This window comes from Pantoea sp. GM_Pan_3 (genome assembly GCF_026541045.1).
GTDB lineage: Bacteria > Pseudomonadota > Gammaproteobacteria > Enterobacterales > Enterobacteriaceae > Pantoea > Pantoea anthophila.
In genome coordinates this window covers 934027-956927 of sequence record NZ_JALNVA010000001.1, presented here as the reverse complement: position 1 = coordinate 956927, position 22901 = coordinate 934027, and the positions used below count along the sequence as shown (strand labels likewise).

Genomic DNA, 22901 nt, shown 5'->3' with positions numbered 1-22901 from the left:
ATAATCCGGGGCAGGAGAGCCTATGTTTGGATTTCTGAAAAAGTCACCGGCGGGTGAACCGGTCAGCCCGCAGCAGCAGGACCATCTGGCGGAACTCAGCCGCGGCAAAATAACGCAGCTGGAGCAGCAGCTGGCTATTAATCCGCGCGATGGCGCAACGCAAAAAGAATTAATGCTGGAATATAACCGGGCGTTAAGCTTATTTGCGAAAAGCCCTCGCTACCGCAATGAAATCGATGCGCTGTTTGTCAAAATAGATGAATTGCGCAATGTGGTTCGCCAGTCGATCTGAGGAGAGCGGATGACCATTAAGCAGTTATTACAGGAGGCCGACGCCATTCAGACCGGCATTGACGCCACGGACTGGCGTCAGGTTATCGCCCTGGCCGCGGCTCCGCTGGTCAGCGGCGGCTATCTTCACGCCTCCTATCCGGAGGCGGTGATTGCCAATACGCTGACGCATGGCGCGTACTATGTCTTTGAGGAGGGCATTGCCATTCCTCATGCGCGACCGGAAGCGGGGGTGATCCGCGACTGTTTCAGTCTGATCCTGCTGAAGGAACCGATCTCCTTTGCGGGCAGCGATAAGGCGGACATTGTGATCATGTTTGGTGCGCGCGACAGTAACGCGCACATCGAAGAGGGGATCCGGGCCATTGTGTCGCTGCTGGAGGATGAGGAGACGCTGGTCATGTTACGCCAGGCCAGCAGCGCAGCGGAGGTCATCGATATCTTATGACGCTGACAAATACGGTAAAACGGGTGGTGCTGGTGAACGGCATCCCGGCGTCGGGTAAAAGTACCCTGACGCAGGCGCTCTCTCACCATTTTGGCTGGCCGGTGCTGACGCTCGACGCGCTCAAAGAGCCGTTTATGCGCTGCTTTACTCCGGTCGACCGCGCGCGAAACCGGCAGCTGGGCTGCGCGGCCTACCAGGCGATCTGGAACATCGTTGGTCAGGCACCGGCCAGTCAGATCTGGCTGATCGACGCCTGGTTCGGGTTTCAGCCGCGTGCGCTGCTGGAGCAGGGGCTGAAACAGGCCGGCGTGGAGGAGGCGCTTGAGCTGTGGCTGAAGATTGATCCGGAGGTGGCGGTGGCGCGCTATCAGGCACGGCTGTCGCAGCGGCTGCCGGGACATCCCGGCGCCGAGTATCTGCCGGAGCTGCGCCAGCTGGCGCGTCAGGCCAGGCCGATGGCGCTGGGGCCGGTCTGTGAGACTGACGCCTGCGCCCGGGACGACACGGCCGTTATTCACTGGCTGCAACATCAGCTGACCAGAACCCGCTACACTTCAGCTCATCATGAGCGACGTGAGGAGCGGCAGGATGACATCACCCCCCTATCTGCAAACCGGTGAAAGCGCCGTGCTCTATGACGGCGTCTGTAAGCTGTGTAACGGCTGGGTCCAGTTTCTGCTGCGCCACCGGCTGGCGCGGCAGGTTCGTTTTGCCTCGGTGCAGAGCGAGCAGGGCAAGGCGCTGCTGCGCTGGGCCGGACTGCCGGAAGAGAAGATCAGCACCATTGTCTACATTAAAGGTGACCAGCACTGGCTGCGGGCGCAGGCGGTGTTCCGCGTTATGCAGCATCTCCCTCTGCCGTGGCGCGGGCTGGCGGTGCTGCGTCACTTCCCCGACACCCTCAGTAACTTTGCCTATGACCGCATCGCGTTAAACCGCTACAGGCTGTTTGGCCGTTACAGCAGTCAGCATGCGATTGTCCCCGATTATCCCGGACGTTTTCTGCATCAGGTTGATGCCCCGCGCTGAAGTGTGAAAGGTGGCTGTAGGCGGCACTGAGATCAATGATATCCTTAGGGTTATTGTTGCTGCCCATGACCACAGCACGCCTTTGCTGCCAGACAACGGATAGAGGGATGCATGCCGGTTAACTTCGATCTCAACGATCTCTACGCGTTTCGCGCGCTGGTGGAGTTTGGTAACTTTCGCCTGGCGGCGGAATCGATCTGTCTCTCCCAGTCGGCGCTGAGCCGCCGGATCGATAAACTGGAAACCACACTGGGGATCAAACTGTTTGAGCGCACCACGCGCCGCGTAACGCTGACGCTGAAAGGGCACGCGTTTGCGCAGCGCTCAGACAAGCTGCTGACAGACTTCGAAGAGGTGATGGCCGATCTCAGTGAGGTCAGCCTCGCCCGCACGGGGCTGATTACGGTCGCCTGCGTGCCGTCAGCGGCCTACTACTTCATGCCCAATATCATCCGGCTGTTTCAGGTGCGCTACCCCAGAGTGAGGGTGAAACTGATCGACAGCAGTGCGGCCAATGTCTATGACGCGGTGATTGGCGGGCAGGCGGATTTCGGCATCAGCTTCTCCAGCCGTTCGCAGCCGGATGTCCATTTTCAGCCGCTGAGGGAGGACCCTTACGTGGCGGCCTGTCGGCGCGATCATCCGATTGCCGGAAAAAAGAGTCTGAGCTGGCAGGCGTTTTATCAGTATGAGTGGATCGGGCTGGATAAGACCTCCGGTAATCGCAACCTGCTGGATCAGGCATTGCAGGCGATCGTGCCGGAGAAGCCCTGTGTCTGCGAAACCCGGCACGTCACGACCATGCTGGGAATGGTTGAGGCGGGGCTCGGCATTGCTGCCGTCCCCGCCATGTCGATGCCGGGTTACGATCACGCCCTGCTGACGGGCGTGCCGTTAACCGACCCGGAGGTGAAACGCACCATCGGTCTGCTGCGCAAAAATGGCCGGATGCTGTCGCATATCGCGGGCGAACTGGAAAACCTGATTACTGAACAGTATCAGCTTCTCTGACCGGTTTTGAGGCCGTCACGCTGTGCAGTCCGCTGGCCAGCACGGCCTTCTGGTTTTCCGGCGACGCGAGCCAGTGGAGCAGCTTACTCGCCTCATCCGGCTGCCCGGAGGTGCGCACCACGGCACCGGCAAAGCGGGTGGTGTATTGCAGCTTCGCCGGCAGCTCCCCAATAAAGGTGACGCCTGGCACGGGCAGTAACTCACTCACCTGCTGAAACCCGATACTGTATTTCCCGGCCGCCACCTCTGACGCCACCGGAATGCGCTCAACCTTCACGGCTTTATTCCTGACCTGCTCCTCAATGCCCAGCCGGCTGAAAAGCTGGCTGCTGACATATTTACCGCTGGCGCTGTCGGAATAGGCGATGGAATCGGCCTTCAGCAGGGTGGCGCGGAGTTCACTTTCGCTGCCGATCTTAACCGGCGTCGCCCCCTGTCTGATGACCGCACCGATGCGCGAGTCGGCGAGTTCTACCCGGGAACCCGGCAGCGTCTCGCCCTTTTTCTCCAGTCCGGTCAGCGCGTCGCCGACCATAATCACCACATCGGCCGGTTCACCGCGCGCCAGTCGCGCCGGGATCGCCTGTGGAGTCTTGCCCATCGACGGACCGGCAACCGTATGGAGGGTGATCCCTTCCTGCCGGGCGAAGCGGGGCGAGAGGGTATCCCAGGCCGCTTTAAACCCGCCGGAGATCATCACCGTCAGTTCTTTGGCCTGCGCACCGGCACTGCCCAGCAACAGGGGGATTAACAGTAAAGCAGATTTCATTCTCAGTTCCTCAGCTAAAGGTCTTACCGGCGTGGGATAACGCACGGCTGGTACGGCGATAGAGGTAGAGGGTGGCCAGCAGGGCGCAGACAGCCGCAAAGCTCATCCAGTAGCCGGGCGACGCTTTATCGCCGGTCAGCTCAATCAGGCCGGTGGACATCACAGGGGTAAAGCCGCCAAACAGAGCAGTCGCCAGGCTGTAGGCCAGTGAAAAGCCCGCGACGCGCACTTCAGCCGGCATGATTTCGGTCAGGGCCGGGATCATCGCACCGTTGTAGAGACCGTAGATCATCGAAAGCCACAGCAGCACGCCCAGCATCATTGAGAAGCCCGGGGCCGCCGCCAGCAGGCTCAGCGCCGGATAGCTGGTCGCCATCGCCAGCAGGGTCATCGCCACCAGGATCGGCTTGCGGCCAAAGCGGTCGGAGAGCGCGCCGCCGATCGGCAACCAGATAAAGTTCGATACCGCCACCAGTAACGTCACCAGCAGGCTGTCAGAGGCGCTGAGCAGCAGCACTTTCTTGCCAAAGGTCGGGGCGTAAACCGTGATCAGGTAAAACGCGGTGGTGGTCATCGCGACCATCAGCATGCCGGCAATCACGACCTGCCAGTTGGCGAGCAGAATACGGAACACCTGCTTCACTTCGGGATGGCTGCGACGATTGTTGAACTCCTGCGTCTCTTCCAGCTTGCGGCGCAGCACGAAAATAAACGGCACGATCAGACAGCCGAACAGGAAGGGAATACGCCAGCCCCACTCGCGGATTTCACTTTCTGCCAGTACGGCGTTGAGAATAAAGCCCATCGCGGCGGCGACCATAATGGCCACCTGCTGGCTGCCTGACTGCCAGCTGGTGTAGAAGCCTTTGCGGCCTGGCGTGGCGATCTCGGCCAGATAGACCGACACACCACCCAGCTCGGCACCGGCCGAGAAGCCCTGTAACAGGCGGCCGATCAGCACCAGCAGCGGCGCCCACAGGCCAATGCTCTGGTAGGAGGGGATCAGCACGATCAGAAAGGTGCCCGCCGCCATAATGGAGAGCGTAACGATCAGTCCCTTACGACGGCCGACCTTATCGATGTAGGCTCCCAGCACGACCGCGCCGATAGGGCGCATCAGGAAGCCAGCCCCAAAGACGGCAAAGGTCATCATCAGGGAGGCGAACTCACTGCTGGCCGGAAAGAAGGTGTGAGCGATATAGGTGGCATAGAAACCGAACAGGAAGAAATCGAACTGTTCGAGGAAGTTGCCAGAGGTCACACGGAAAATTGCGCCAATCCTGGCGCGGTGAGTCATGGGTGAGGTGGTCTGCATCAGAAGCTCCAGTAAGGTATGACGCTTTTTGCCGCGCCTGTGACTGAAGAGTGGATCAGCGCCCGGCGCTAAATAAGTGCAAAATGAGAATCAATTGATGTGTCAGCCGCATGATTGCCCGGCGTTATCAATTTAAAGGCTTACGATTCAGAAGGTTGGACAGCCGCGCGTTTTGACTGCTTCTGTTACCGGTGCTGGCGTGAGTTTGCGGAAATGTGACAGGATTCATAGGCGTGTTACAGATGCTGGCGGGGGTATGCGCCGGTTGTCGTGCCGCCAGAAGGGGTCTGGCGGCAGGAAAAAACGGTCAGGTCATGTTATGCGTTAACGCGGGGTGACACCGAAAACCTGTTGCAGATGGCGGAGCCCCGCCACGGTGAAAGCCACTTCCCGATAGCCTGCCTGCCGGGTCAGCCAGCCCTGCTGTTCAAAGCCGGTCAGCAGCGCGGCGCCCGCGTAGCCCCCGAGATGAAACTGCCGCTCACTCCAGTCCAGGCAGCCACAGCACGCTTTGCGCCGTCCGGGTTGTGACAGGTCAATCTGCAATGCCAGAAACTGCTGTCTGCCGTGAAGCGTGACCGCGCTGCCTTCGGGCGTGATCCAGCCCTGATGCACCAGTGAGGCATAGATCTGCACCGCAATCTCACCTGCCAGATGGTCATAACAGGTGCGGGCGGTGCGAAGCGCGCGTGGCGCTGTGCTCTCAGGGGCGGCAATCCGTTGCCACGACACGCCCATCATGTTCTCAATCAGCGTGGCGATATCACTGCCATTCAGCCGGTAATAACGGTGACGGCCCTGCGCCAGGCACACGATCAGCCCGCTATTCATCAGACGGGTCAGATGTGCGCTGGCGGTGGAGGGCGCGACATCCGTGACGGCACTGAGCTCCGTGGCCGTCCATGCGCGTCCATCCATCAGCGCTGACAGCATCCTGACCCGCGAGGGATCGGCCATCGCGGCGGCGACACCGGCAATGGCGTTTTCCAGCGCGTCACTGTCGTCGGGGGCATTATGGGGTTGCGGTGTTGCCATCGGAGGATACGGCCCATTCTGTAGTCAGCCCGGCGGCTGAGAGATTGTTGTCGGTGATCAGGATCAGCCGGTTAGCGTGGTCACTGTACTGCACCAGGATATTTATCCCGGCTGCGGCCAGGCGGGTGGTAATGGCACCCAGTTCGCCGGGACGCTGCTGAGGGAGCCGGCGGATAAGTGGAACATGAACGGCTTCAACCGCGATCCCTTCCGCTTCCAGCACCCTTCGGGCCCGTTCACCCTCTGCCACCAGAAAATGGGCGTGGCTCAGTGTGCCGGACGAGAACATGCCACCGCCTTCCAGTCCAATCCCCTGATCGCCCAGCAGCGTGGTAAGCCGGGAGAGCGTGCCCGGGCTATTCTGCAGGATCACATGAATGTCGAACATATTACATTTCTCCCGGGTTAAACGCATATTCTCTGACGAGGGTGACGATGCGCAGATGATAAGCGGCAAAAAGCGTCTCACGGCCTTCGCGCTGGGCAGCCTGATGGCACAGATTGCGCTTCCAGGCCCTGATCGACTCTTCATCGCGCCACCAGGAGAGTGAAAGGATTTTTTTCTCATCGGTCAGGCTCTGAAAACGCTCCAGAGAGATAAATCCCTCGTTTTCCATCAGCAGCGGTTTAAGGTCCGCCGCCAGCTGCCTGTAACGCATCTGGTGTTCCGGCAGGGCTTCAGCTTCAAATAGTACGGCAATCATTGCGCTTCTCCTTGGGGTTGATAGCCGGAAAATAGCGGGCGGGAGACGTTAATGCTTCGGCCGGAAACGAAATAAGCGCGGCTGCTCTGGTCGCGGATAGATGTGACAGACGCACGCATCCGGCATATCCGGATATTGCAGACAAGGGTCTGGCTGAATGAGATCGAGGTTTACGGGCGGGGAGGAGGCAGAGCGAACTGCGCCTGAACCCGGAGAGGAGTCAGGCGAGAAGCAGAGAGAGGAGCGCGGAGCGGGAACAAAAACGAGCAGACATCATTTCCGCGCCATCAGCATGGTCAGCAGTTCACGGCAGCACGCTTCTTCTTCGGCACTGTCTGCGGAGGCCAGATAGCGCAGCAGCTCCATGCAGCTTTTCTCCTTGCCCGCTTCCAGTAACTCTTCGATCAGGAAATTAAGTTTGTCCTGTTCAGAGGCGGCAAAAGAGGAGCTGAACCCGGTTTTGGCCGGGAGAGTGGGATTGACCGGCAGGGTCAGGGTGTTTTGCATCGGCATATTATTGTCCTGTTTCGGGTTAAAAAATGCACTGGTGTTGCTATTAAACTTATACAGCGATCCTTATTTTGTACAGAAATGGGATGGATTGATTTTTAACCTGGGCCTAAGCGCAGCGCGGGATGCAGAGGAAATCCCGGCTAATCATTCAGTTATCCGACAACCCTTTTCAGAAATTTTTTTCTCCGTTCAGACGTAAATCCACTCCACACGACGGCAAAAAACTTTTCATTCACGCTCTTCCCCTGATCGCTGATTTGAGTGATAGTAACGCCGCTTTACATTAATAATTCTCATTATCATCTGTGTGGGTTTTTACAATGAAAAAATGGTTTTTCGCACTGGGGATGCTCACGCTGTCAGGAATGGCGTCGGCCAAAATGATTACTGATGTCGCAGGCCGTCAGGTTGAGGTGCCGCAGGAGGCAAAGCGCATCATTCTGGGTGAGGGGCGTCAGATCTATCTGCTGGCAGCCTTTGACACCGACGCGCCCTTTAAGCGGGTCATCGGCTGGCGGGACGATCTCCACAAGGCCGACTGGGATGGCTATCAGGCTTATGAGAAACGCTATCCGCAAATCAGGAAACTGCCGACCTTCGGCGGGGCGAAAGATGGCACCTTTAACATTGAGCAGGCGTTAACCCTGAAGCCCGATCTGGTGCTGATGAATCTGGAATCGAAAGCGGCCACGGATGAAGGCAAGCTGACAGAAAAACTGCAGGCGGTCGGTGTGCCGGTGGTGTTTATCGATTTCCGTGAAGCGCCGATGGTGAACGCGGAGAAAAGTATCCGCATCATGGGCGAACTGGTGAACAAACCGGCGCGGGCGCAGGAGATCATCCAGTTCCGTCAGCAGCAGATTGAGCGGGTCACCTCGCGGCTGAAGAACTTTACCGGCTATCGCCCGAAAGTGATGATCGACCGCGCCGGTGGCTACAGCGATGAGTGCTGCATGTCGTTTGGTAATGAGAACTTCGGTCAGATGGTGGAGATAGCGGGCGGACGTAATATTGCCAGAGATCTTATCCCTGGCACCTTCGGCACCGTGAACCCGGAGCAGATCATCGCCAGTCAGCCCGATGTGGTGGTGGTCACCGGGGCCAACTGGAAGAACTACAATACCGTGGGCAAATGGGTCGGCGTCGGTCCGGGCGCCAATGTGACCGAGGCGACGGCGCGTCTGAAGGCGCTGATGATGCGCGATGCGTTTAAAACCCTGCCGGTGGCGCACAATGGCAACGTCCACGCGATCTGGCATCAGTTCTACGACAGTCCTTATCAGTTTGTGGCTATCCAGGCGCTGGCGAAGTGGCTGCATCCCGATCTGTTTGCCGATCTCGATCCCGACGCAACGTTCCGCGAATTTCATCAGAAGTTCCTGCCGCTGCCTTACCAGCCAGGCTACTGGGAGACGCTGCCCGCAGATAAACCCTGACTGACCGGCGATGACAGGGATGTCATCGCCAGCATTACACTTCCCGCCGAATAAACCCGCTCTTTCCCTTCAGATTTACTAATCTTTTACAGGCGCGGCCTCGTTTGCTCTGAGCAGCATGACGTGTCGTCGTCCGCATTCACGCTAAAAATGGAGAGAAACATGCGCAATACCTCGGGAAGATCGGCCTTTGCCGTGACGCTGTACGCTCTGCTGGAGCCGGTGCCGCTGGGCTTTTTTGTTGCGGCCTGGCTGTTCGACATTTTCTACAGTCAGACCTTTGTACAGTTCTGGACTGACGCCGCAGGCTGGCTGATTGCGCTGGGACTGATTCTGGCCATTGTGCCGCGACTCATCGCGCTGGTTTATCTGTTTCGCGGCAGTGACAGTGCGGAGAAGAGCCATTTCTGGCTCTGGCTGGTGGCGGTTGTGATCGCTGTCGTTAATGCGTTTATTCACAGCCGTGATGCCGCCGCGGTGATCCCGCTGGGCGTGACGCTTTCGACGCTGGTGGTGGCGCTGCTGCTGCTGGCGAATGTGCAACTTGCGTTACGTCAGCGTAGCGCTTAAGGAGGAGCCACCATGAAGATACCGCATAAAACGCTGCTCGCGCTGACCCTGGCAGCCCTGCTGGCAGGCTGTGATGATGGTGCACAAATCGACCCCCAGAAGCAGACCGGTCCGAATCCTGAACTGCCAAAGGCGAAGAGTTTCTTTATGCCGCCGATGCAGGTCCCGGAAGGCACGCCCTGGAAGGCGGGTGAGATGCCCAAAGTGGCTGACGGGCTGAAGATTGAAAAGATCGCTGACAATCTGCAGCATCCGCGTCAGGTCTATGTCCTGCCGAACGACGACGTGCTGGTGGCGGAATCAAACGGCCCGGCCAAACCGACGACCCGGCCGAAGCAGCTTATCATGGGCATCGTACAGAAAGCCTCAGGTAAGGGCGGTGCAGGCGGCAACCGGATTACGCTGCTGCGCAAGGTGAACGGCAAATGGGAGCAGCACCGTTTTATTGAGAATCTGCATTCCCCGTTTGGCATGCAGCTGATTGGCAACACGCTCTATGTCGCTAATGCGGACAGCCTGGTGAAGTTCCCGTATCGCGAAGGGGAAACCGAGATTCGCACCGCGCCGGAAGAGGTGACTGAACTGCCGGGCGGCCCGATTAACCACCACTGGACCAAGGCGCTGCTGGCCAGCCCCGATGGCAGCAAGCTCTATGTCGGGGTCGGTTCCAACAGTAACGTCACCGAGAATGGCATTGGCGCAGAGTATCGCCGTGCCGCGGTGCTGGAAGTGGATGCCGCCACCGGCGCCAGCCGCATCTTTGCCAGCGGGCTGCGCAATCCAACCGGCTTACAGTGGGAACCTCAGAGCGGCAAACTCTGGGCTATCGTCAATGAGCGTGATGAAATCGGCTCGGACCTGGTGCCCGACTACATGACCTCGGTGCAGGATAAAGGGTTCTACGGCTGGCCCTACAGCTACTTTGGTCAGCATGTTGATACCCGCGCCGAACCGCAGCGTCCCGATCTGGTGGCGAAGGCGATCAAACCCGATTACGCCCTGAGCTCACATGTCGCTCCGCTGGGTCTGCTCTTCTATGGCGCAGATAACATGCCGCAGTATCGTGGCGGTGCCTTTATCAGTGAACACGGCAGCTGGAACCGGACACCGCTGAATGGCTACAAAGTGGTGTGGGTGAAATTTGAGAACGGCAAACCGGTGGGGCAGCCGCAGACGGTGGTCTCGGGCTTCCTGACGGATGATCAAAAGCAGGTGCGGGGATTGCCGGTGGGTCTCGCCAGCGACAGAGAGGGGGGTGTGCTGATTGCGGATGACGCAGGGAACACCATCTGGCGGGTCAGCGCCGCCAGGTAACCCGGACGGGTCCGTTTTCCCTGCCGGAAAGCAGGCATAAAAAAAGGATTTGGCATCGCGCCAAATCCTTTATTTTTTTGTTCGCTACCCGGCTGGTAACCGCGCTGCGAACGGGGTGCTCAGCACTCTCCACAGAACAGATTGTAAAATGTGCGGCTAAGGATTTCAAGTTTCGCCAAAATACTGTATGTTTATACATGTGTTGAGTGTTGAGCCTCGCCTCATTGTCGACTGGCCGCTCCCAGGGGCACGGTTTTAAAATCCCGGCAGGTATCAGGTGGTGCTGGCCTGTGGCTTTAACCTTGAGTGCCGCTCAGCCCTCTCCACAAAGATGTGCTTAGGCGCCCGGCGGGTAGAGTCAAAGCCCTGGTTGCCGAACAGCGCGCTCCTGTAAAAGGAGAAGGAAAGTGATGGAACTGACTAAGCTGATTCTGGATCTCATCCGGGTCATCTTGCAGATCATCGTTGCCCTTATGCAACTGACCGGTCACGCAGGTTAACCGGAACTTGAAACAAGGCGGAGCTAACCACTCCGCCTTTTTTCTTTGTCAATTCTCTGTCATGCACAGCGGGTAAGGTGGGGCGACAAAAGCACGCCAGCGGGGCGTGGCTTACCTGACCGGAACGATTATGTCTCTTGCCGCCGTTATGCCTGCCCGGCTTGCGCACACCTGGATCGACGACAGTGTGCGGATGCGGGAAACCACCGTGGGACAGCAGTGTGAAATTCTGGCGCATAGCCTGCTGGAATACAGCGAGCTGGGTGACTTCTCCTATGTTGGCGAACACTGCTGCCTGGCGGATACCCGCGTGGGCCGCTTCTGCGCTATCGCGAATCAGGTGCGCATCGGCGCGCCGAATCATCCGATGGATCGCGCCTCACAGCACCGCTTTACCTACTGCCCGGAGTATTATCACGCCAGCGCCCGCCGCGATCAGGGCTTCTTTGCCGCCCGCCGGGCCGACCGGGTGGTGATAGGCAATGATGTCTGGATCGGGCATGGGGTGATTGTGCTGCCCGGCGTGACCGTCGGTGACGGTGCGGTGCTGGCGGCGGGCGCGGTGGTGACCAGAGATGTCGCCCCCTACAGCGTGGTGGGGGGCGTGCCGGCGCGTCCGTTGCGGATGCGCTTTACCCCTGCGATTGCCGCCCGCCTGCAGCGCATAGCCTGGTGGAACTGGCCGCTGGAGAAACTGCTGGCGAACCTGCCTGACTTTCAGCACGGCGATATCGACGCGTTCTGCCAGCGGCACGGAGAGTAGTCAGCCGCTTCGCACGCCGATCAGGCGCGCGACACGCGCGCCATAAAGCCCGACTGCCAGCCCGGCGACAATCAGCAGCAGCGCGACAATCTTCTGCGCAGAGACCGTCTCACCAAATATTGCCACGGAACCCAGAATACCGAACACCGGCACCAGCAGGGAGAGCGGCGCAACGGTAGAGACCGGGTAGTGCTTGAGCAGCCAGTTCCACACCCAGTAGCCGAACAGGGTATTGGGATAGACCTGGAAAAGAATCGACAGCAGCGCCCGCGTGTCCAGATGGCTGAACAGTACCTGATAGCCGCGGGTGCCGTTAACCAGGCCGTCGAGCAGAAACAGCGGTACGGGCGCGAAGGCGCTCGACCAGACCAGAAAGGCGAAGACCTGTTTTGTCCCCGCTCTCTTATTAATGATGTTGGCAACACTCCAGGCCAGCGCACCCGCCAGCACCAGCAGCATACCGGAAAAAGTCACTGACCCGTCGGTGATGAAAAAGATGCTGAGTAACCCTGCACAGGCCAGCAGACAACCGGCAATCTGATAGCGACTGAGCCGCTCGCGGAATACCCAGCCGCCGAGCAGCAGCGTGAAAAAGGCGCTGAACTGCAACAGCAGCGAGGCGATGCCCGCTGACAGCCCGGTCTTAATCCCCAGATTGACCACGCCCCACAGGCCGATCCCGAAAATCAGGCCATAGCTGATGAGATAGCGCCACGGCACATCCGGTCTCCGGATAAAGAACAGGGCAGGCAGGGCGCAGAGCGTAAAGCGGATGCCAGCCAGGATAAAGGGATCGATCGCGTGCAGCCCCAGTTTGATGACGGAAAAGTTAATGCCCCAGATGGCGGTGATCAGCACGGCGAGCAGCAGATGCGGGAGTTTCATGCGTGACGTGCTCCATACCAGCAGAGAAAGGCAGAGGCGCTGACTGCACCCCCCGCATAGCAGACGGCCTGCCATCCCCAGTGGGCGTAAAGCTGCGTGGCGGCAATCGCCCCCAGCGCACTGCCCAGCGAGTAAAAGCACATATAGGCACCGACCAGACGACTTGCGGCTTCGGGCCGGGCCGCGACGATCAGGCTCTGGTTTATCACATGCACCGTCTGTACGGCGAAGTCGAGCAGGATCACGCCAGCAATCAGGAACAGCAGGGAGCTCTGAAGCGCGGCTATCGGCAGCCAGGAGAGTGTCAGCAGCGCCAGGGCGAAGCCGGTCGCAGGCGGCCCCCATCCCCGGTCAGCCCATGCGCCCGCTCGGGACGCCGCCAGCGCACCGGCCAGACCCGCCAGTCCGAACATGCCGGTGGCGGTATGAGAGGGGGAAAGCTCCGTCAGCGGCAGCACCATCGAAGACCAGAGCATACTGAAGGCGGCAAAAATCAGCAGCGCCAGCAGACCGCGCCTGCGTAACAGCGGTTCCGTGAAGAGCAGCCGGAAAACCGACAGAAACCGCTGAGCAGAGGATGTGTGCTGCGGCGGGCGGGGTGTGGCCGGCAACGCTTTTGCCAGCACAAAGCTGAGCAGCAGGAGCAGCCCGGCCGCCGTCAGATAAACCGCCCGCCAGCCCGCCAGGTCGGCAATCATCCCGGCAACCAGTCGCGCGAGCAGGATGCCGATCACAATACCGCTGGTGACACTGCCCACCACCTGTCCGCGCTGCGCTGGCGAGGCGAGCAGGGCGGCCCACGCCACCATGACCTGCGTAACCACCGCCATTAATCCTACCAGCAGCATCGCCCAGAGCAGCGTCATCAGGTCGGGTGCACAGGCCGCGCCGGTTAACGCCAGCACGGAAAGCAGCAGCTGGGTGAGCACCATTTTTTTGCGGCTCACGCAGTCGCCCAGCGGCACCAGAAAAATCAGCCCGAGGGCGTAGCCCGCCTGGGTGGCCGTTACCACCGCACCCGTCGTGCCGGGGGAAACCTGCAGGCTGTCGGCTATCGATTCCAGCAGCGGCTGAGCGGAATAGACATTGGCGACGGCCAGAGCCGAGGTGAGGGAGAACAAAAAGATCATCCGTTGCGGGAGCGGCGGCGTCGCAGCGGCAGGCAAATCTGTCACCGTTGCAGAAACCCTGTCAGTCGAAAAAGTCATATCCTTGCCCTTGTGGTTTTTATTTGAAACCAGTGTGGCAGCATAATTATCAGTAGTGGTTTTTTTTTGCAACTTCTTTTCCGGATGACTAAGCTGGCATGATGGAATGAACAGAGTGAGAGATGAGAATGGCTAAACAGGACGCCCTGAGGACCAGTGAGTGTCCGGTCGCCAGAACGCTGGAGTCGATAGGGGAACGCTGGTGCATGATGATCGTGCGCGAGGCCTTTGATGATGTGCGCAGATTTGGCGACTTCCAGCGCAACCTGGGGCTGGCAAAGAATATCCTGGCGTCACGGCTGAAGCAGCTGGTGGAGATAGGGGTATTTGAAATTGTGCCAGCCTCTGATGGCAGCGCGTACCGGGAGTATATCCTGACCGAGCGCGGCCGCGCGTTGTTTCCGGTCGTGGTGGCGATGCGCCAGTGGGGGGAGCGTTATCTGTTTGAGAAGGGCGAAACGCACTCGGTGCTGCTGGATAATGCGCAAGGGAAACCGCTGCCGCGTCTGGAGGTTTACTCCTCGCAGGGGCAGAAGCTGGAACCTGCCGACTGCCATCGTCAGCGGGTCATCGCGGAAGGATAATCGACCTGGCGGACCTGTCGTTATCATCACATTTTCGAATGACAGGTTGCCTTGTAACTTTCCGGTGCGCATGACACCATCAATACATGTATAGACATGTATCTTCAACCGTCTTACTGACTGATCCCTTTTTAATCAACGCATCTCTCACTGTTCCAGCGAGGACTCTATGTCGGTCAAACCCTCTGTATCAGACTATCCAGGCGCAGAGAAACCGCGCCTGTCGGAAACCCGCTCGATTGATTACATTCCCTTGCAGGAGCGTCACGGTCATCCCTTCAGTCAGTTCACGCTCTGGTTTGGCGGCAATCTGCAGATTACGGCGATCGTGACGGGTGCGCTGGCTGTCGTACTGGGTGGCGATGTGGTGTGGTCGCTGGCCGGTTTACTGGTGGGTCAGATCTTAGGGGCGGGGATCATGGCCCTGCATGCGATTCAGGGACCGCGCCTGGGCTTACCGCAGATGATTACCAGCCGTATGCAGTTTGGCGTCTTTGGTGCCGTGATCCCGCTGGTGCTGGTCTGTATTATGTATGTGGGCTTTTCAGCCAGCGGGACGGTATTAGCGGGACAGGCGCTGGCCAGACTGATTCACGTCAGTAACGCCACCGGCATGGTGGTGTTCAGCGTCCTGATTGTGGTCATTGCGGTACTGGGTTATCGCGTCATCCATCAGCTGGGAAAACTGGCGAGCGTGATTGGCGTGGCAGCCTTTGCCTATCTCTTCATTACCCTGTTCACAACCCATGATTTATCGGCGGTGTGGCAGAACCGGCACTTTACCCCGGCAAATTTTCTGCTGGCGGTTTCGCTCTCTTCCTCCTGGCAAATCGCGTTCTGTCCCTACGTCTCCGACTATTCCCGCTATCTGCCCGCGCAGGTTTCCGCGAAGAGACTCTTCAGTGCCGTCTTTTTTGGCACCGTGCTGGGCACCCAGGCGTCGATGACGCTGGGGGTGATCGTGGCGGCGATTGCCGGCAGCGCGTTTTCAGGCAATGAGGTCGGCTACATTGTGAGTCTGGGCAGCACGGCCACGATGGCGATGGTGATCTATTTCGCGATCTGCTTTGGCAAGATCACCTTTACCACGCTGAATGCCTACGGCAGTTTCATGTCCCTGACCACCATTGTCTCTGGCTTTCGGCAGCAAACGACGCTGAGCCAGGGCGGGCGCATCCTGTTTGTGGTGCTGATGGTCACGCTGGCCTGCGTCATCGCTCTGCTCAGTGAACCGGCCTTCCTGAAATCCTTTACCCACTTCCTGCTCTTTCTGCTGGCGTTCTTTGTGCCCTGGAGCGCCATCAGCCTGACGGATTTCTACCTCATTACCAAAGGCCGCGTCGATATCCCGGCACTTTCCCGGCCCGAGGGACGATATGGTCGCTGGAACCTCACCGGCATCGTGGTCTACTTTCTGGGCGTGGCGGTGCAGTTGCCGTTTATTGACAACCCTTTGCACCATGGCTCACTGACGTGGATTTTTGCCGGCAATGATGTCTCCTGGATCATCGGCTGGTGTGTCACCGCACTGCTATGGCTCGTCGCCAGCCGCTGGGATCGCCGCGGCACGCCCTCTGCGGGATAAAAAAAGCCGCCCTGAGGGGGGCTTTTTTGACTGTCATGCTGAGATGGTGCGGGTGCGCCCCAGCGGCTGACCTGTCAGGCAGCAGAAACGTCCGCAGTGCCGCTCCCGGCGTCAGCCACCAGCGGTTTTTCCGGCTGCAGCAGCGTCATGGCCAGCATGCTGCCAAAGGCGATAAGCGCCGTCACGGTGAACATCGCGTTATAGCCGTAATACTCCGCCAGCCAGCCGCACAGCATCGGTGAGATAATCGCCGCCAGATTGGCAATCGCCAGCGTCATGCCGCTGAAGGTGCCTACCGAGGCTTTCGGGCTGACATCGATCACCACCGACCAGTAGACATTATTCACCAGCGCATTGAGTGCGTTGCCCAGGGTCATCAGCGCAATAATGCCGGCGGCCGACTGCATATAGGGGATCGCCATAAAGCAGCAGGCGGTGCCGCAGAGCGTCACGGCGGCGAACAGGTTGCGCGCCAGCCGCAGGTTATGGAACCGCGCCAGCAGCGCGTCGGCGATGCGACCGCCCAGCAGGACCGTCAGGCAGGCACCGCTCCATGGGATCATCGCCACGTACCACAGCGAGTGCAGATCGTAGTGGAAATTATCCTGCAGATATTTCGGCATCCAGGTCACCAGCGTGAAGGTGATGTAGAGGAAGGAGAAATAGCCCAGCGCGTTGCAGACCAGCGTCCGGCTGGTGAAAAAGCGCCACCAGGGCAGCGGCACACTGTCGGCCGCGCTGCGGCGCTGCCCGGCGTGGATCAGCGCGCGCTCGGCCGGATTGGTGGCGGCGCTCTTTTCCGGGCTGTCGCTGAAGGTCCGGGCAAACAGCGCCATCGCCAGCAGGGAAAAGACCCCCAGCAGAATAAACATCATGCGCCAGTCATGGGTCAGCAGCAGCAGGCCCACGGCGATTGGGGCGGTCAGCAGCGCGCCGACCTGGGTCGAGAGCAGGCCGATGCCCAGCGCAAAGCCACGCTCGTTGTCGGGTGCCCAGTGGGCAATCGCCTTGTTCATCAGCGCGTAGGCCGGGCCTTCGGAAAAGCCGAACAGAATGCGCAGGGCGGCAAAGCCCATAATGGCTGAGCCGCCAAACAGTGCCATACCCAGCTCACCCGCCCAGGCGGTGGCGATCTCCAGTAAAGACCAGAGTACGCCCGCCAGCAACCAGACTTTTTTGGTGCCGATGCGGTCAGCCAGAAACCCGCCGCACAGCGAACCAAACAGATAACCAAAGCCAAAGTAGCCCAGCACGGCGCCGAGCTGCACCTTACTGAAATGGTACTCCGCCGCAATGGCGTTGGCTGCAAAGGAGAGGGCGCCGCGATCGATGTAGTTAATCAGCGCGATCAGGAACAGCAGTGAAAATATGGTGTAACGGTAACGGCTGGGTGTCATCTCACTTCTCCTGATTGATAGTTTCAGGAGAGCTGAAGCAAAATTGATGCCGGAAAAGCGCATCGTCCGGCAAAGCCCGGCGGGCCGGGTAGCCCGCCCGCCACATCAGGCAGTGATCGCGCTAATTATTCGCCTGCGCATCAATGCAGTGCAGCCACTGCCTGCCGATGGGGAGCCTCAGGCCGCGTTATGGTGAGTCGTGCTGACGTGCGGCAGGGGAACCACGACCGCGACCACCGCGGCATCAGAACCCGGCTTTGCCGGTGGCATTTCGCCAACGTGCTGCAGGATCTGCTGCTGATAGGTTGCATCTTCCACGGTGGTCTGTTCACCCAGCAGTACGCCCGCCTCATTCACGTTTTTGCCTTCGACTTTCATTTTATGTGTGGCGCTGGCCAGCATCCACTCATATTCAATATCAACGTGTCCGCTATCAATACAGCGAATGCCGTGCTGACTTAAATCATAAGCCAGCACGGTAGCGGTCGGGCCTAATGAAATTAAGACCAGATCAAAGCTGACCGCCTGCGCTAATACCGTGTCAAAAAGACGATCGTAAACAGAAAAGGCATTACGGTTCAGCGTGGTAATACGTTTCACCTCCAGGGCACCATCCAGTAAATCGTTGCCTAATCCCAGACGCGTTCCGCTGCCTTCGACAATTAATACCCGGCGGCCCTTATAGAGCTGTTTAAATTTATCAAATATCGTCCGGGATAACTGTTTGCCTTTATAGTCGTGATAAGGGCGGGTCACGGAAGTATTTCCATAGCGGTACTGACTATTCAGCAGCGCGTCATAATGCCTGAAATAAAAGGATTTATGGAAGAACCAGAACAGGGCCGATCCACTGCGCATGTTACGGGTGGTGCGAAAGGCATCGGGCAGACAGATCAGACAGTTCGGGTTGGCCTGCGGCTCCTGCTGCAGCAGGGCCTTGAGCCGCGCAGAGAGGTTCGGATCAAAGGGCTGAAAGCCGATGTTTTTATACCAGGTCATCTCCAGTTCACCGTCACCATAACGGGCCAGCGATAATTGAGGATTACGCAATAACAGGTCAATCGTCTCTTCAATCGACATAACAGAATAACGTTTTACCCGCGCCTGGGCGGCAGGGTAACGAATCGCGGCGTGTATAAATTTAAACGGAAAACGAAGCTTGCGATAAATCGCATTCAATGCGGACATAATTACCTGCCTGAGTTATTGCTGCATGAAAAAAATCCTGCCTGCTGGCCGGATAAACTGGAAAGATAATGCTGATATATATCACAGATAAATTAAGCGGCAGGCTGCGGAAAGTCTGAAATCGTTTTCAGCGCCGGAATGCCTTCCTGCATTAATGTATTAATTATTGCTTTCCGGCCGGTTAAACAGGGCGGTGATAAATGTCTGTCCCGAATAAACGGGCGAAAAATAATTTCGCGCTGCGCCAGTCGGGGCTCGCTGGAAAATAAAAGATGCGGAACAGTCGCGTTGCCAGTTTCAGCAATAAGATTAAACCCTGAACAGGGATTAAAAAGCATTATGATTATTTGACACTCCTTTTAATTCAGCGATGACGCATAAGTGAGCGTTACTGAAGCCCGGCTTGTCTGATATTTCTCCACTTTTGAACAAAAGGTGCGATAACCTGCGGCCTGAGGTTAATTTATTGTGATGAATATCGCGTTATTGTCCCTTCCGGAAGCAGAAAAAGCGGCAATACCGGTCTGGATCGGGTGCGGTTAAATAAAATTCATTAATGATTTACGTCTGTACACGTTTTTACATATTTCATGTGTAAGTTAAAATCTCGTTGAAATTATGTTTCACGTTTAACGTTTCTGACGCCGCTAATGACCCGAGGAAGGATCATGATCAATAAAATAACCAGTATAATCATGGTGATATTTGCTATTGCCCTGATTTACATGGGAGGACAACTCCTGCTGGCAGGAGGCAGCGCATTTTATGCGCTGATGGGTGTAGGCGTACTGCTCAGCGCAGTTCTGCTGTGGATGAAAAAACGCAGCGCGCTGACGCTCTATGCGCTGCTGATGTGGATCACGCTGTTCTGGATTATCCGGGAAGTGGGCTTCGATAAATGGCAATGGATCCCGCGCGGGGATCTGTTCGGAGTGCTCGGCGTCTGGCTGGCGCTGCCCTGGGTAGTACGTCCTCTGTTTCAGGGACAGCGCCGCTTTCATCCTTTCCTGGGCGGCTCGGTTATTGTGATGCTGCTGCTGGTCGCCGGCCTCTGCTTCTACGATCCGCTGCCGCAGCAGGGGACCATCACGACAGCCCGTAACAGTTCTGTCGCCGGTGGCGCGGATGAGGAGTGGCGCGCCTATGGCGGGACAGCAGAGGGTCAGCGTTTTTCGGCGCTGAAACAGATCACCAAAGATAACGTGAAAAATCTGGAAGTGGCGTGGACCTATCACACCGGCGATCTGCGTCAGGAGGGCGATGCCACCGAGTACACCTTTGAAGCGACGCCGCTGAAAGCTAATGGCATGCTCTACTTCTGTACGCCGCACAACGAAGTGCATGCGCTTGACCCGGAAACCGGGGCGGTGAAATGGAAAGCCGTCCCGGATAAAAACCGCTCCTGGCTGCAGCAGCATCAGACCTGTCGCGGTGTGAGCTACTTCGATGCCGGTCAGCAGGCGCAGCAGGCGACGGAAAGGGCACCGGCCCTCTGCCGCAAGCGAATTTTTAACGCCACCACCGATGCCCGCCTGCGGGCGCTGGATGCCGACACCGGCAAACCCTGCGCTGACTTCGGCAACAACGGTGAGGTGGATCTGCGCGCTAACATGGGCGAGCTGCGTCCGCACGCACTGATGCAGACGGCCGCACCGCTGGTGGCCGGTAATCTGGTGATCGTGGGCGGTTCGGTGATGGATAACGGGTTCAACACCGGCAATCCGTCAGGTGTCATCCGTGCCTATGATGCGGTCACCGGGCGTCTGGTGTGGAACTTCGATCCGGCTAACCCGGAAAAGAGCGCGCCTGTTGCTGACGCGGTCATCTATCCGCAGGATACCCCGGTCGCCTGGGCAACCCTGAGTGCAGACCTGAAGAACGGTCTGGTCTACGTACCCTTTGGTAATGCTTCACCGGATGAAGTCGGCACGGCTCGCGATCCGGCCAGCAATACCGAGAAATTCCGTGATGCGCTGGTGGCGCTGGATCTGAAAACCGGTGCTTTCAGATGGCGTTATCAGAGCTCAAATCACGACCTCTGGGACCGCGATAATCCGTCGCAGCCCTCGCTGGTGGACATCAGCTATCAGGGCAAGCCACAACCGGCGGTGATCCTGCCGACCAAAACCGGCAACCTGTTTGTGCTGAACCGTCTGACCGGCGAGCCGGTTTATCCGGTTAAGCAGGTGAAGGTCTCCACGGACGGTATCCCGGGCGAGCAGTATGCGGCAACCCAGCCGGTTTCCGGCCTGAACTTCATTCCGCAGCCGCTGACGGAGAGCGCCATGTGGGGCATTACGCCGTTTGACCAGATGGCCTGCCGCATCACGTTCCGTGAGCTGCGCTATGATGGCAATCCGTGGACGCCGCCAACGGAGAAAGGATCGCTGATCTTCCCCGGCAACATCGGTGTCTTTAACTGGGGCTCTGTCGCTGTCGATCCGCAGCGTCAGATGCTGATAGCGACCCCGGTGCGTCTGGCCTACAAATACAACCTGATTAAACGCACGCCGGAAACGGAAACGCAGCGGACCTTCACCAAAGATGGCACGCCATACTGGAATGAGAACTTCCACGGTGACTACGCGATCCATATTCAGCAGATGGCTTCCGGGCTGGGCATTCCCTGCATTGCGCCGCCGTGGGGACGGATGGTGGGGGTGGATCTCACTACCGGTAAAACCGCGTGGCTGCGCCGCGTCGGCACCACCAAAAACCTGAAGACCAGTTTCCTGCCCGGCCGCTTCCCGCTGGGATTCCCGATGGGCATGGTGGCACACGGTGGGCCGCTGCTGACGGCGGGTGATCTGGTGTTCCACGGTGCGACGGCGGATAACTTCTTCCGGGCTTACGACAGTACCACCGGCGAACTGCTGTGGCAGACGGAGCTGAGTGCCGGTGCGCAGGCCACGCCATCAACCTTTATGGGTAAAGATGGCCGGCAGTATGTGGTGATTGCGGCGGGGGGGCATGGCTCGCTCGGCACCACGGCGGGCGACAGCGTGGTCGCTTTCCGCCTGAAGTAACCTCAGAGACTGAGCGCCATACGGGCGCTCAGTTTTTTTTACTTTTCTGTCCGCCCGATTCGCCCTCTCTCTCTGCATTACAACCCGTTGTATTACCTTTCTATTCTTCCAGCAAAACCTGCCTGACCGATGATACCGTATCGAAACTATTTCGTGACAGCGCTCGCGGTTTAGCGATTTGCCTGGCCTGTCCGACTTGCGCATTGAGCCGCGAAGCGTAGAGTAAACCATAACTTCACAACTAATCGTGAATATGAAAAGTACTTCACAATACGCACTCTGAAGGATTGACGCTCATGTCGGAACTGAAATTTGCTACCCGTCTTAACTCTTTCGCCTCGGGGGCGCACCTCTACTGGCCCGGCCAGCAGGGCAAGCCCTCGGTACTGCAGATGGTGGCCCGTGCAGGTAAGGTTAAAGGTCTGACGCATCTCGACCTTAACTATCCGCAGCATCTCACCAGCGACATTCCCACGCTGCGCCAGGCGATCAGCGATGCGGGTCTGGCGGTCAACGGGATGCAGATGCGCTGGGATGCGCCCCAGTTCAAAATTGGCGCGTTCACTCATCCTGACGCCAGAGTGCGTCGCGAAGCGATCGAGCTGACCAAACGCGGTATCGACGCCGGTCGGGAGTTTGGTTCCCGGCTGATGACGCTGTGGATGGGGCAGGACGGTTTCGATTACTGCTTTCAGGCGGACTATAAGAAGATCTGGGAGGATGCCGTCAGCGCGGTGCGTGAGGTGGCGGAGTACGCCCCGGATGTGGATGTCAGCATTGAATATAAGCCCAACGAGCCGCGCGCCTACAGCATCTTTCCCAACGCTACCACCTGTCTGCTGGCGGTGGAAGAGGCGGGCTGCGCCAATCTGGGGATTACTCTGGATTTTGCTCACGTGCTGTTTGCCAATGAGATCCCGGCCTTCGCCGCCGCGATGGTGGCACGCCGCTCGCGGCTGCTGGGGCTGGACCTGAATGATGGCTGGGGCAAACGCGACGACGGGCTGATGGTCGGCTCAGTCAATCCGCGCGCCACGCTGGAGTTTCTCTGGCAGATGCAGCGCGACGGCTACCGCGGTGCCTACTACTTCGATACGTTCCCGGATGCCAGCGGCCTTGACCCGATTCGGGAAGCGGAAAGCAATATCGCGACCGTCACCCGCTTGCTGAGGTTGTGTGACCAGCTGCATGGCAACGCGGCATTACTGGCGGCCATCGAGCGTCAGGATGCGGTTGCCTCCCAGCAGATCGTCAATGACATCATGCTGGCGCGATAACAGCCCGCTTCTGCGTAACCTGAGTCTGTAGAACAAAAAACGTTACCCACACC

24 protein-coding genes are annotated in these 22901 nt (G+C 58.4%); 13 read left to right on the top strand and 11 right to left on the bottom strand.

Features of this window, described 5'->3' with window-relative positions:
* Positions 1–22 precede the first annotated feature (22 nt).
* The 5 genes from OXR04_RS04540 to OXR04_RS04520 all read left to right on the top strand — a co-directional run bounded on the left by OXR04_RS04540 (position 23) and on the right by OXR04_RS04520 (position 2779).
* Positions 23–292, top strand: coding sequence for a hypothetical protein (locus OXR04_RS04540; protein WP_009090249.1), 270 nt, complete (start codon positions 23–25; stop codon positions 290–292).
* A 9-nt stretch (positions 293–301) separates the two neighbouring features.
* Complete coding sequence (locus tag OXR04_RS04535) at positions 302–739, top strand: PTS sugar transporter subunit IIA (protein WP_267369346.1); 438 nt, start codon at positions 302–304, stop codon at positions 737–739.
* Positions 736–1359: an AAA family ATPase gene (locus tag OXR04_RS04530; protein ID WP_046101807.1), complete on the top strand. Its 624-nt coding sequence runs from the start codon at positions 736–738 to the stop codon at positions 1357–1359. The genes OXR04_RS04535 and OXR04_RS04530 overlap by 4 nt, the downstream gene beginning before the upstream one ends.
* Entirely contained in the window at positions 1328–1768 is a 441-nt protein-coding gene (locus tag OXR04_RS04525) for a thiol-disulfide oxidoreductase DCC family protein (protein WP_046101808.1), read from the top strand. The genes OXR04_RS04530 and OXR04_RS04525 overlap by 32 nt, the downstream gene beginning before the upstream one ends.
* A gap of 111 nt (positions 1769–1879) precedes the next feature.
* On the top strand, positions 1880–2779 hold the full coding sequence (locus OXR04_RS04520) for a LysR family transcriptional regulator (RefSeq protein ID WP_009090241.1): 900 nt from the start codon (positions 1880–1882) through the stop codon (positions 2777–2779).
* Here the strand turns inward: OXR04_RS04520 and OXR04_RS04515 are convergent.
* From OXR04_RS04515 to OXR04_RS04490, 6 genes are all read right to left on the bottom strand, one after another.
* Positions 2754–3548: a substrate-binding domain-containing protein gene (locus OXR04_RS04515; RefSeq protein WP_267369344.1), complete on the bottom strand. Its 795-nt coding sequence runs from the start codon at positions 3546–3548 to the stop codon at positions 2754–2756. The genes OXR04_RS04520 and OXR04_RS04515 overlap by 26 nt on opposite strands.
* 10 nt (positions 3549–3558) lie before the next feature.
* Positions 3559–4866, bottom strand: coding sequence for an MFS transporter (locus OXR04_RS04510; RefSeq protein WP_276047101.1), 1308 nt, complete (start codon positions 4864–4866; stop codon positions 3559–3561).
* A gap of 321 nt (positions 4867–5187) precedes the next feature.
* The gene (locus OXR04_RS04505) at positions 5188–5898 is read right to left on the bottom strand and encodes a winged helix-turn-helix domain-containing protein (protein ID WP_009090238.1); all 711 of its coding nucleotides are present in this window, start codon (positions 5896–5898) and stop codon (positions 5188–5190) included.
* Entirely contained in the window at positions 5876–6286 is a 411-nt protein-coding gene (locus OXR04_RS04500) for an amino acid-binding protein (protein ID WP_009090237.1), read from the bottom strand. Before OXR04_RS04500 ends, OXR04_RS04505 begins: the two co-directional genes overlap by 23 nt.
* Before the next feature lies 1 nt (position 6287).
* Positions 6288–6602 (bottom strand): antibiotic biosynthesis monooxygenase, encoded by a 315-nt coding sequence (locus OXR04_RS04495; RefSeq protein ID WP_111208434.1) that lies wholly within the window; start codon positions 6600–6602, stop codon positions 6288–6290.
* A 273-nt stretch (positions 6603–6875) separates the two neighbouring features.
* Positions 6876–7115 (bottom strand): hypothetical protein, encoded by a 240-nt coding sequence (locus tag OXR04_RS04490; protein ID WP_140925336.1) that lies wholly within the window; start codon positions 7113–7115, stop codon positions 6876–6878.
* Positions 7116–7435: 320 nt separating this feature from the next.
* Here OXR04_RS04490 and OXR04_RS04485 point away from each other — a divergent pair, with 320 nt between their 5' ends.
* From OXR04_RS04485 to OXR04_RS04470, 4 genes are all read left to right on the top strand, one after another.
* On the top strand, positions 7436–8551 hold the full coding sequence (locus OXR04_RS04485; RefSeq protein ID WP_267369342.1) for an ABC transporter substrate-binding protein: 1116 nt from the start codon (positions 7436–7438) through the stop codon (positions 8549–8551).
* A 162-nt stretch (positions 8552–8713) separates the two neighbouring features.
* Positions 8714–9121: a DUF2231 domain-containing protein gene (locus tag OXR04_RS04480; RefSeq protein ID WP_009090233.1), complete on the top strand. Its 408-nt coding sequence runs from the start codon at positions 8714–8716 to the stop codon at positions 9119–9121.
* 12 nt (positions 9122–9133) lie between these two features.
* On the top strand, positions 9134–10435 hold the full coding sequence (locus OXR04_RS04475) for a sorbosone dehydrogenase family protein (protein WP_046101813.1): 1302 nt from the start codon (positions 9134–9136) through the stop codon (positions 10433–10435).
* Positions 10436–11065: 630 nt separating this feature from the next.
* A complete protein-coding gene (locus OXR04_RS04470) occupies positions 11066–11698 on the top strand; it encodes a DapH/DapD/GlmU-related protein (protein WP_058958222.1) in 633 nt (210 codons plus the stop codon).
* Here OXR04_RS04470 and OXR04_RS04465 read toward each other — a convergent pair whose 3' ends face one another.
* Positions 11699–12583 (bottom strand): EamA family transporter, encoded by an 885-nt coding sequence (locus OXR04_RS04465; RefSeq protein ID WP_267369341.1) that lies wholly within the window; start codon positions 12581–12583, stop codon positions 11699–11701.
* On the bottom strand, positions 12580–13713 hold the full coding sequence (locus OXR04_RS04460) for an MFS transporter (RefSeq protein ID WP_267369558.1): 1134 nt from the start codon (positions 13711–13713) through the stop codon (positions 12580–12582). Before OXR04_RS04460 ends, OXR04_RS04465 begins: the two co-directional genes overlap by 4 nt.
* A 206-nt stretch (positions 13714–13919) precedes the next feature.
* Between OXR04_RS04460 and OXR04_RS04455 the strand changes: the two genes are divergently transcribed.
* Both OXR04_RS04455 and OXR04_RS04450 read left to right on the top strand, forming a co-directional pair.
* On the top strand, positions 13920–14375 hold the full coding sequence (locus tag OXR04_RS04455; RefSeq protein ID WP_267369339.1) for a helix-turn-helix domain-containing protein: 456 nt from the start codon (positions 13920–13922) through the stop codon (positions 14373–14375).
* Positions 14376–14544: 169 nt separating this feature from the next.
* The gene (locus OXR04_RS04450) at positions 14545–15960 is read left to right on the top strand and encodes a cytosine permease (RefSeq protein WP_267369338.1); all 1416 of its coding nucleotides are present in this window, start codon (positions 14545–14547) and stop codon (positions 15958–15960) included.
* Positions 15961–16034: 74 nt separating this feature from the next.
* On the opposite strand, the gene OXR04_RS04445 is transcribed toward OXR04_RS04450, so the two are convergent.
* From OXR04_RS04445 to OXR04_RS04435, 3 genes are all read right to left on the bottom strand, one after another.
* Positions 16035–17357, bottom strand: a complete 1323-nt coding sequence (locus tag OXR04_RS04445; protein WP_009090229.1) for an MFS transporter — start codon at positions 17355–17357, stop codon at positions 16035–16037.
* A gap of 177 nt (positions 17358–17534) precedes the next feature.
* Positions 17535–18545 carry a GT-D fold domain-containing glycosyltransferase gene (locus OXR04_RS04440; protein ID WP_267369337.1) on the bottom strand — a complete coding sequence of 337 codons (1011 nt, stop codon included), beginning with the start codon at positions 18543–18545 and terminating at the stop codon, positions 17535–17537.
* A 92-nt stretch (positions 18546–18637) separates the two neighbouring features.
* Complete coding sequence (locus OXR04_RS04435) at positions 18638–18883, bottom strand: hypothetical protein (RefSeq protein WP_267369336.1); 246 nt, start codon at positions 18881–18883, stop codon at positions 18638–18640.
* A 330-nt stretch (positions 18884–19213) separates the two neighbouring features.
* Between OXR04_RS04435 and OXR04_RS04430 the strand changes: the two genes are divergently transcribed.
* Both OXR04_RS04430 and OXR04_RS04425 read left to right on the top strand, forming a co-directional pair.
* Positions 19214–21571 (top strand): membrane-bound PQQ-dependent dehydrogenase, glucose/quinate/shikimate family, encoded by a 2358-nt coding sequence (locus OXR04_RS04430; RefSeq protein WP_267369335.1) that lies wholly within the window; start codon positions 19214–19216, stop codon positions 21569–21571.
* A 296-nt stretch (positions 21572–21867) separates the two neighbouring features.
* Positions 21868–22848: a TIM barrel protein gene (locus OXR04_RS04425; protein WP_058958215.1), complete on the top strand. Its 981-nt coding sequence runs from the start codon at positions 21868–21870 to the stop codon at positions 22846–22848.
* The last annotated feature ends 53 nt before the right edge of the window (positions 22849–22901 follow it).

Excerpts from the sequence above, each read along its gene's own strand:
- OXR04_RS04540 (WP_009090249.1), top strand. The coding sequence starts at position 23 with ATGTTTGGATTTCTGAAAAAGTCACCGGCGGGTGAACCGGTCAGCCCG.
- OXR04_RS04535 (WP_267369346.1), top strand. The coding sequence starts at position 302 with ATGACCATTAAGCAGTTATTACAGGAGGCCGACGCCATTCAGACCGGC.
- OXR04_RS04530 (WP_046101807.1), top strand. The coding sequence starts at position 736 with ATGACGCTGACAAATACGGTAAAACGGGTGGTGCTGGTGAACGGCATC.
- OXR04_RS04525 (WP_046101808.1), top strand. The coding sequence starts at position 1,328 with ATGACATCACCCCCCTATCTGCAAACCGGTGAAAGCGCCGTGCTCTAT.
- OXR04_RS04520 (WP_009090241.1), top strand. The coding sequence starts at position 1,880 with ATGCCGGTTAACTTCGATCTCAACGATCTCTACGCGTTTCGCGCGCTG.
- OXR04_RS04515 (WP_267369344.1), bottom strand. The coding sequence starts at position 3,548 with ATGAAATCTGCTTTACTGTTAATCCCCCTGTTGCTGGGCAGTGCCGGT.
- OXR04_RS04505 (WP_009090238.1), bottom strand. The coding sequence starts at position 5,898 with ATGGCAACACCGCAACCCCATAATGCCCCCGACGACAGTGACGCGCTG.
- OXR04_RS04500 (WP_009090237.1), bottom strand. The coding sequence starts at position 6,286 with ATGTTCGACATTCATGTGATCCTGCAGAATAGCCCGGGCACGCTCTCC.
- OXR04_RS04495 (WP_111208434.1), bottom strand. The coding sequence starts at position 6,602 with ATGATTGCCGTACTATTTGAAGCTGAAGCCCTGCCGGAACACCAGATG.
- OXR04_RS04490 (WP_140925336.1), bottom strand. The coding sequence starts at position 7,115 with ATGCCGATGCAAAACACCCTGACCCTGCCGGTCAATCCCACTCTCCCG.
- OXR04_RS04485 (WP_267369342.1), top strand. The coding sequence starts at position 7,436 with ATGAAAAAATGGTTTTTCGCACTGGGGATGCTCACGCTGTCAGGAATG.
- OXR04_RS04480 (WP_009090233.1), top strand. The coding sequence starts at position 8,714 with ATGCGCAATACCTCGGGAAGATCGGCCTTTGCCGTGACGCTGTACGCT.
- OXR04_RS04475 (WP_046101813.1), top strand. The coding sequence starts at position 9,134 with ATGAAGATACCGCATAAAACGCTGCTCGCGCTGACCCTGGCAGCCCTG.
- OXR04_RS04470 (WP_058958222.1), top strand. The coding sequence starts at position 11,066 with ATGTCTCTTGCCGCCGTTATGCCTGCCCGGCTTGCGCACACCTGGATC.
- OXR04_RS04465 (WP_267369341.1), bottom strand. The coding sequence starts at position 12,583 with ATGAAACTCCCGCATCTGCTGCTCGCCGTGCTGATCACCGCCATCTGG.
- OXR04_RS04460 (WP_267369558.1), bottom strand. The coding sequence starts at position 13,713 with ATGATCTTTTTGTTCTCCCTCACCTCGGCTCTGGCCGTCGCCAATGTC.
- OXR04_RS04455 (WP_267369339.1), top strand. The coding sequence starts at position 13,920 with ATGGCTAAACAGGACGCCCTGAGGACCAGTGAGTGTCCGGTCGCCAGA.
- OXR04_RS04450 (WP_267369338.1), top strand. The coding sequence starts at position 14,545 with ATGTCGGTCAAACCCTCTGTATCAGACTATCCAGGCGCAGAGAAACCG.
- OXR04_RS04445 (WP_009090229.1), bottom strand. The coding sequence starts at position 17,357 with ATGACACCCAGCCGTTACCGTTACACCATATTTTCACTGCTGTTCCTG.
- OXR04_RS04440 (WP_267369337.1), bottom strand. The coding sequence starts at position 18,545 with ATGTCCGCATTGAATGCGATTTATCGCAAGCTTCGTTTTCCGTTTAAA.
- OXR04_RS04435 (WP_267369336.1), bottom strand. The coding sequence starts at position 18,883 with ATGCTTTTTAATCCCTGTTCAGGGTTTAATCTTATTGCTGAAACTGGC.
- OXR04_RS04430 (WP_267369335.1), top strand. The coding sequence starts at position 19,214 with ATGATCAATAAAATAACCAGTATAATCATGGTGATATTTGCTATTGCC.
- OXR04_RS04425 (WP_058958215.1), top strand. The coding sequence starts at position 21,868 with ATGTCGGAACTGAAATTTGCTACCCGTCTTAACTCTTTCGCCTCGGGG.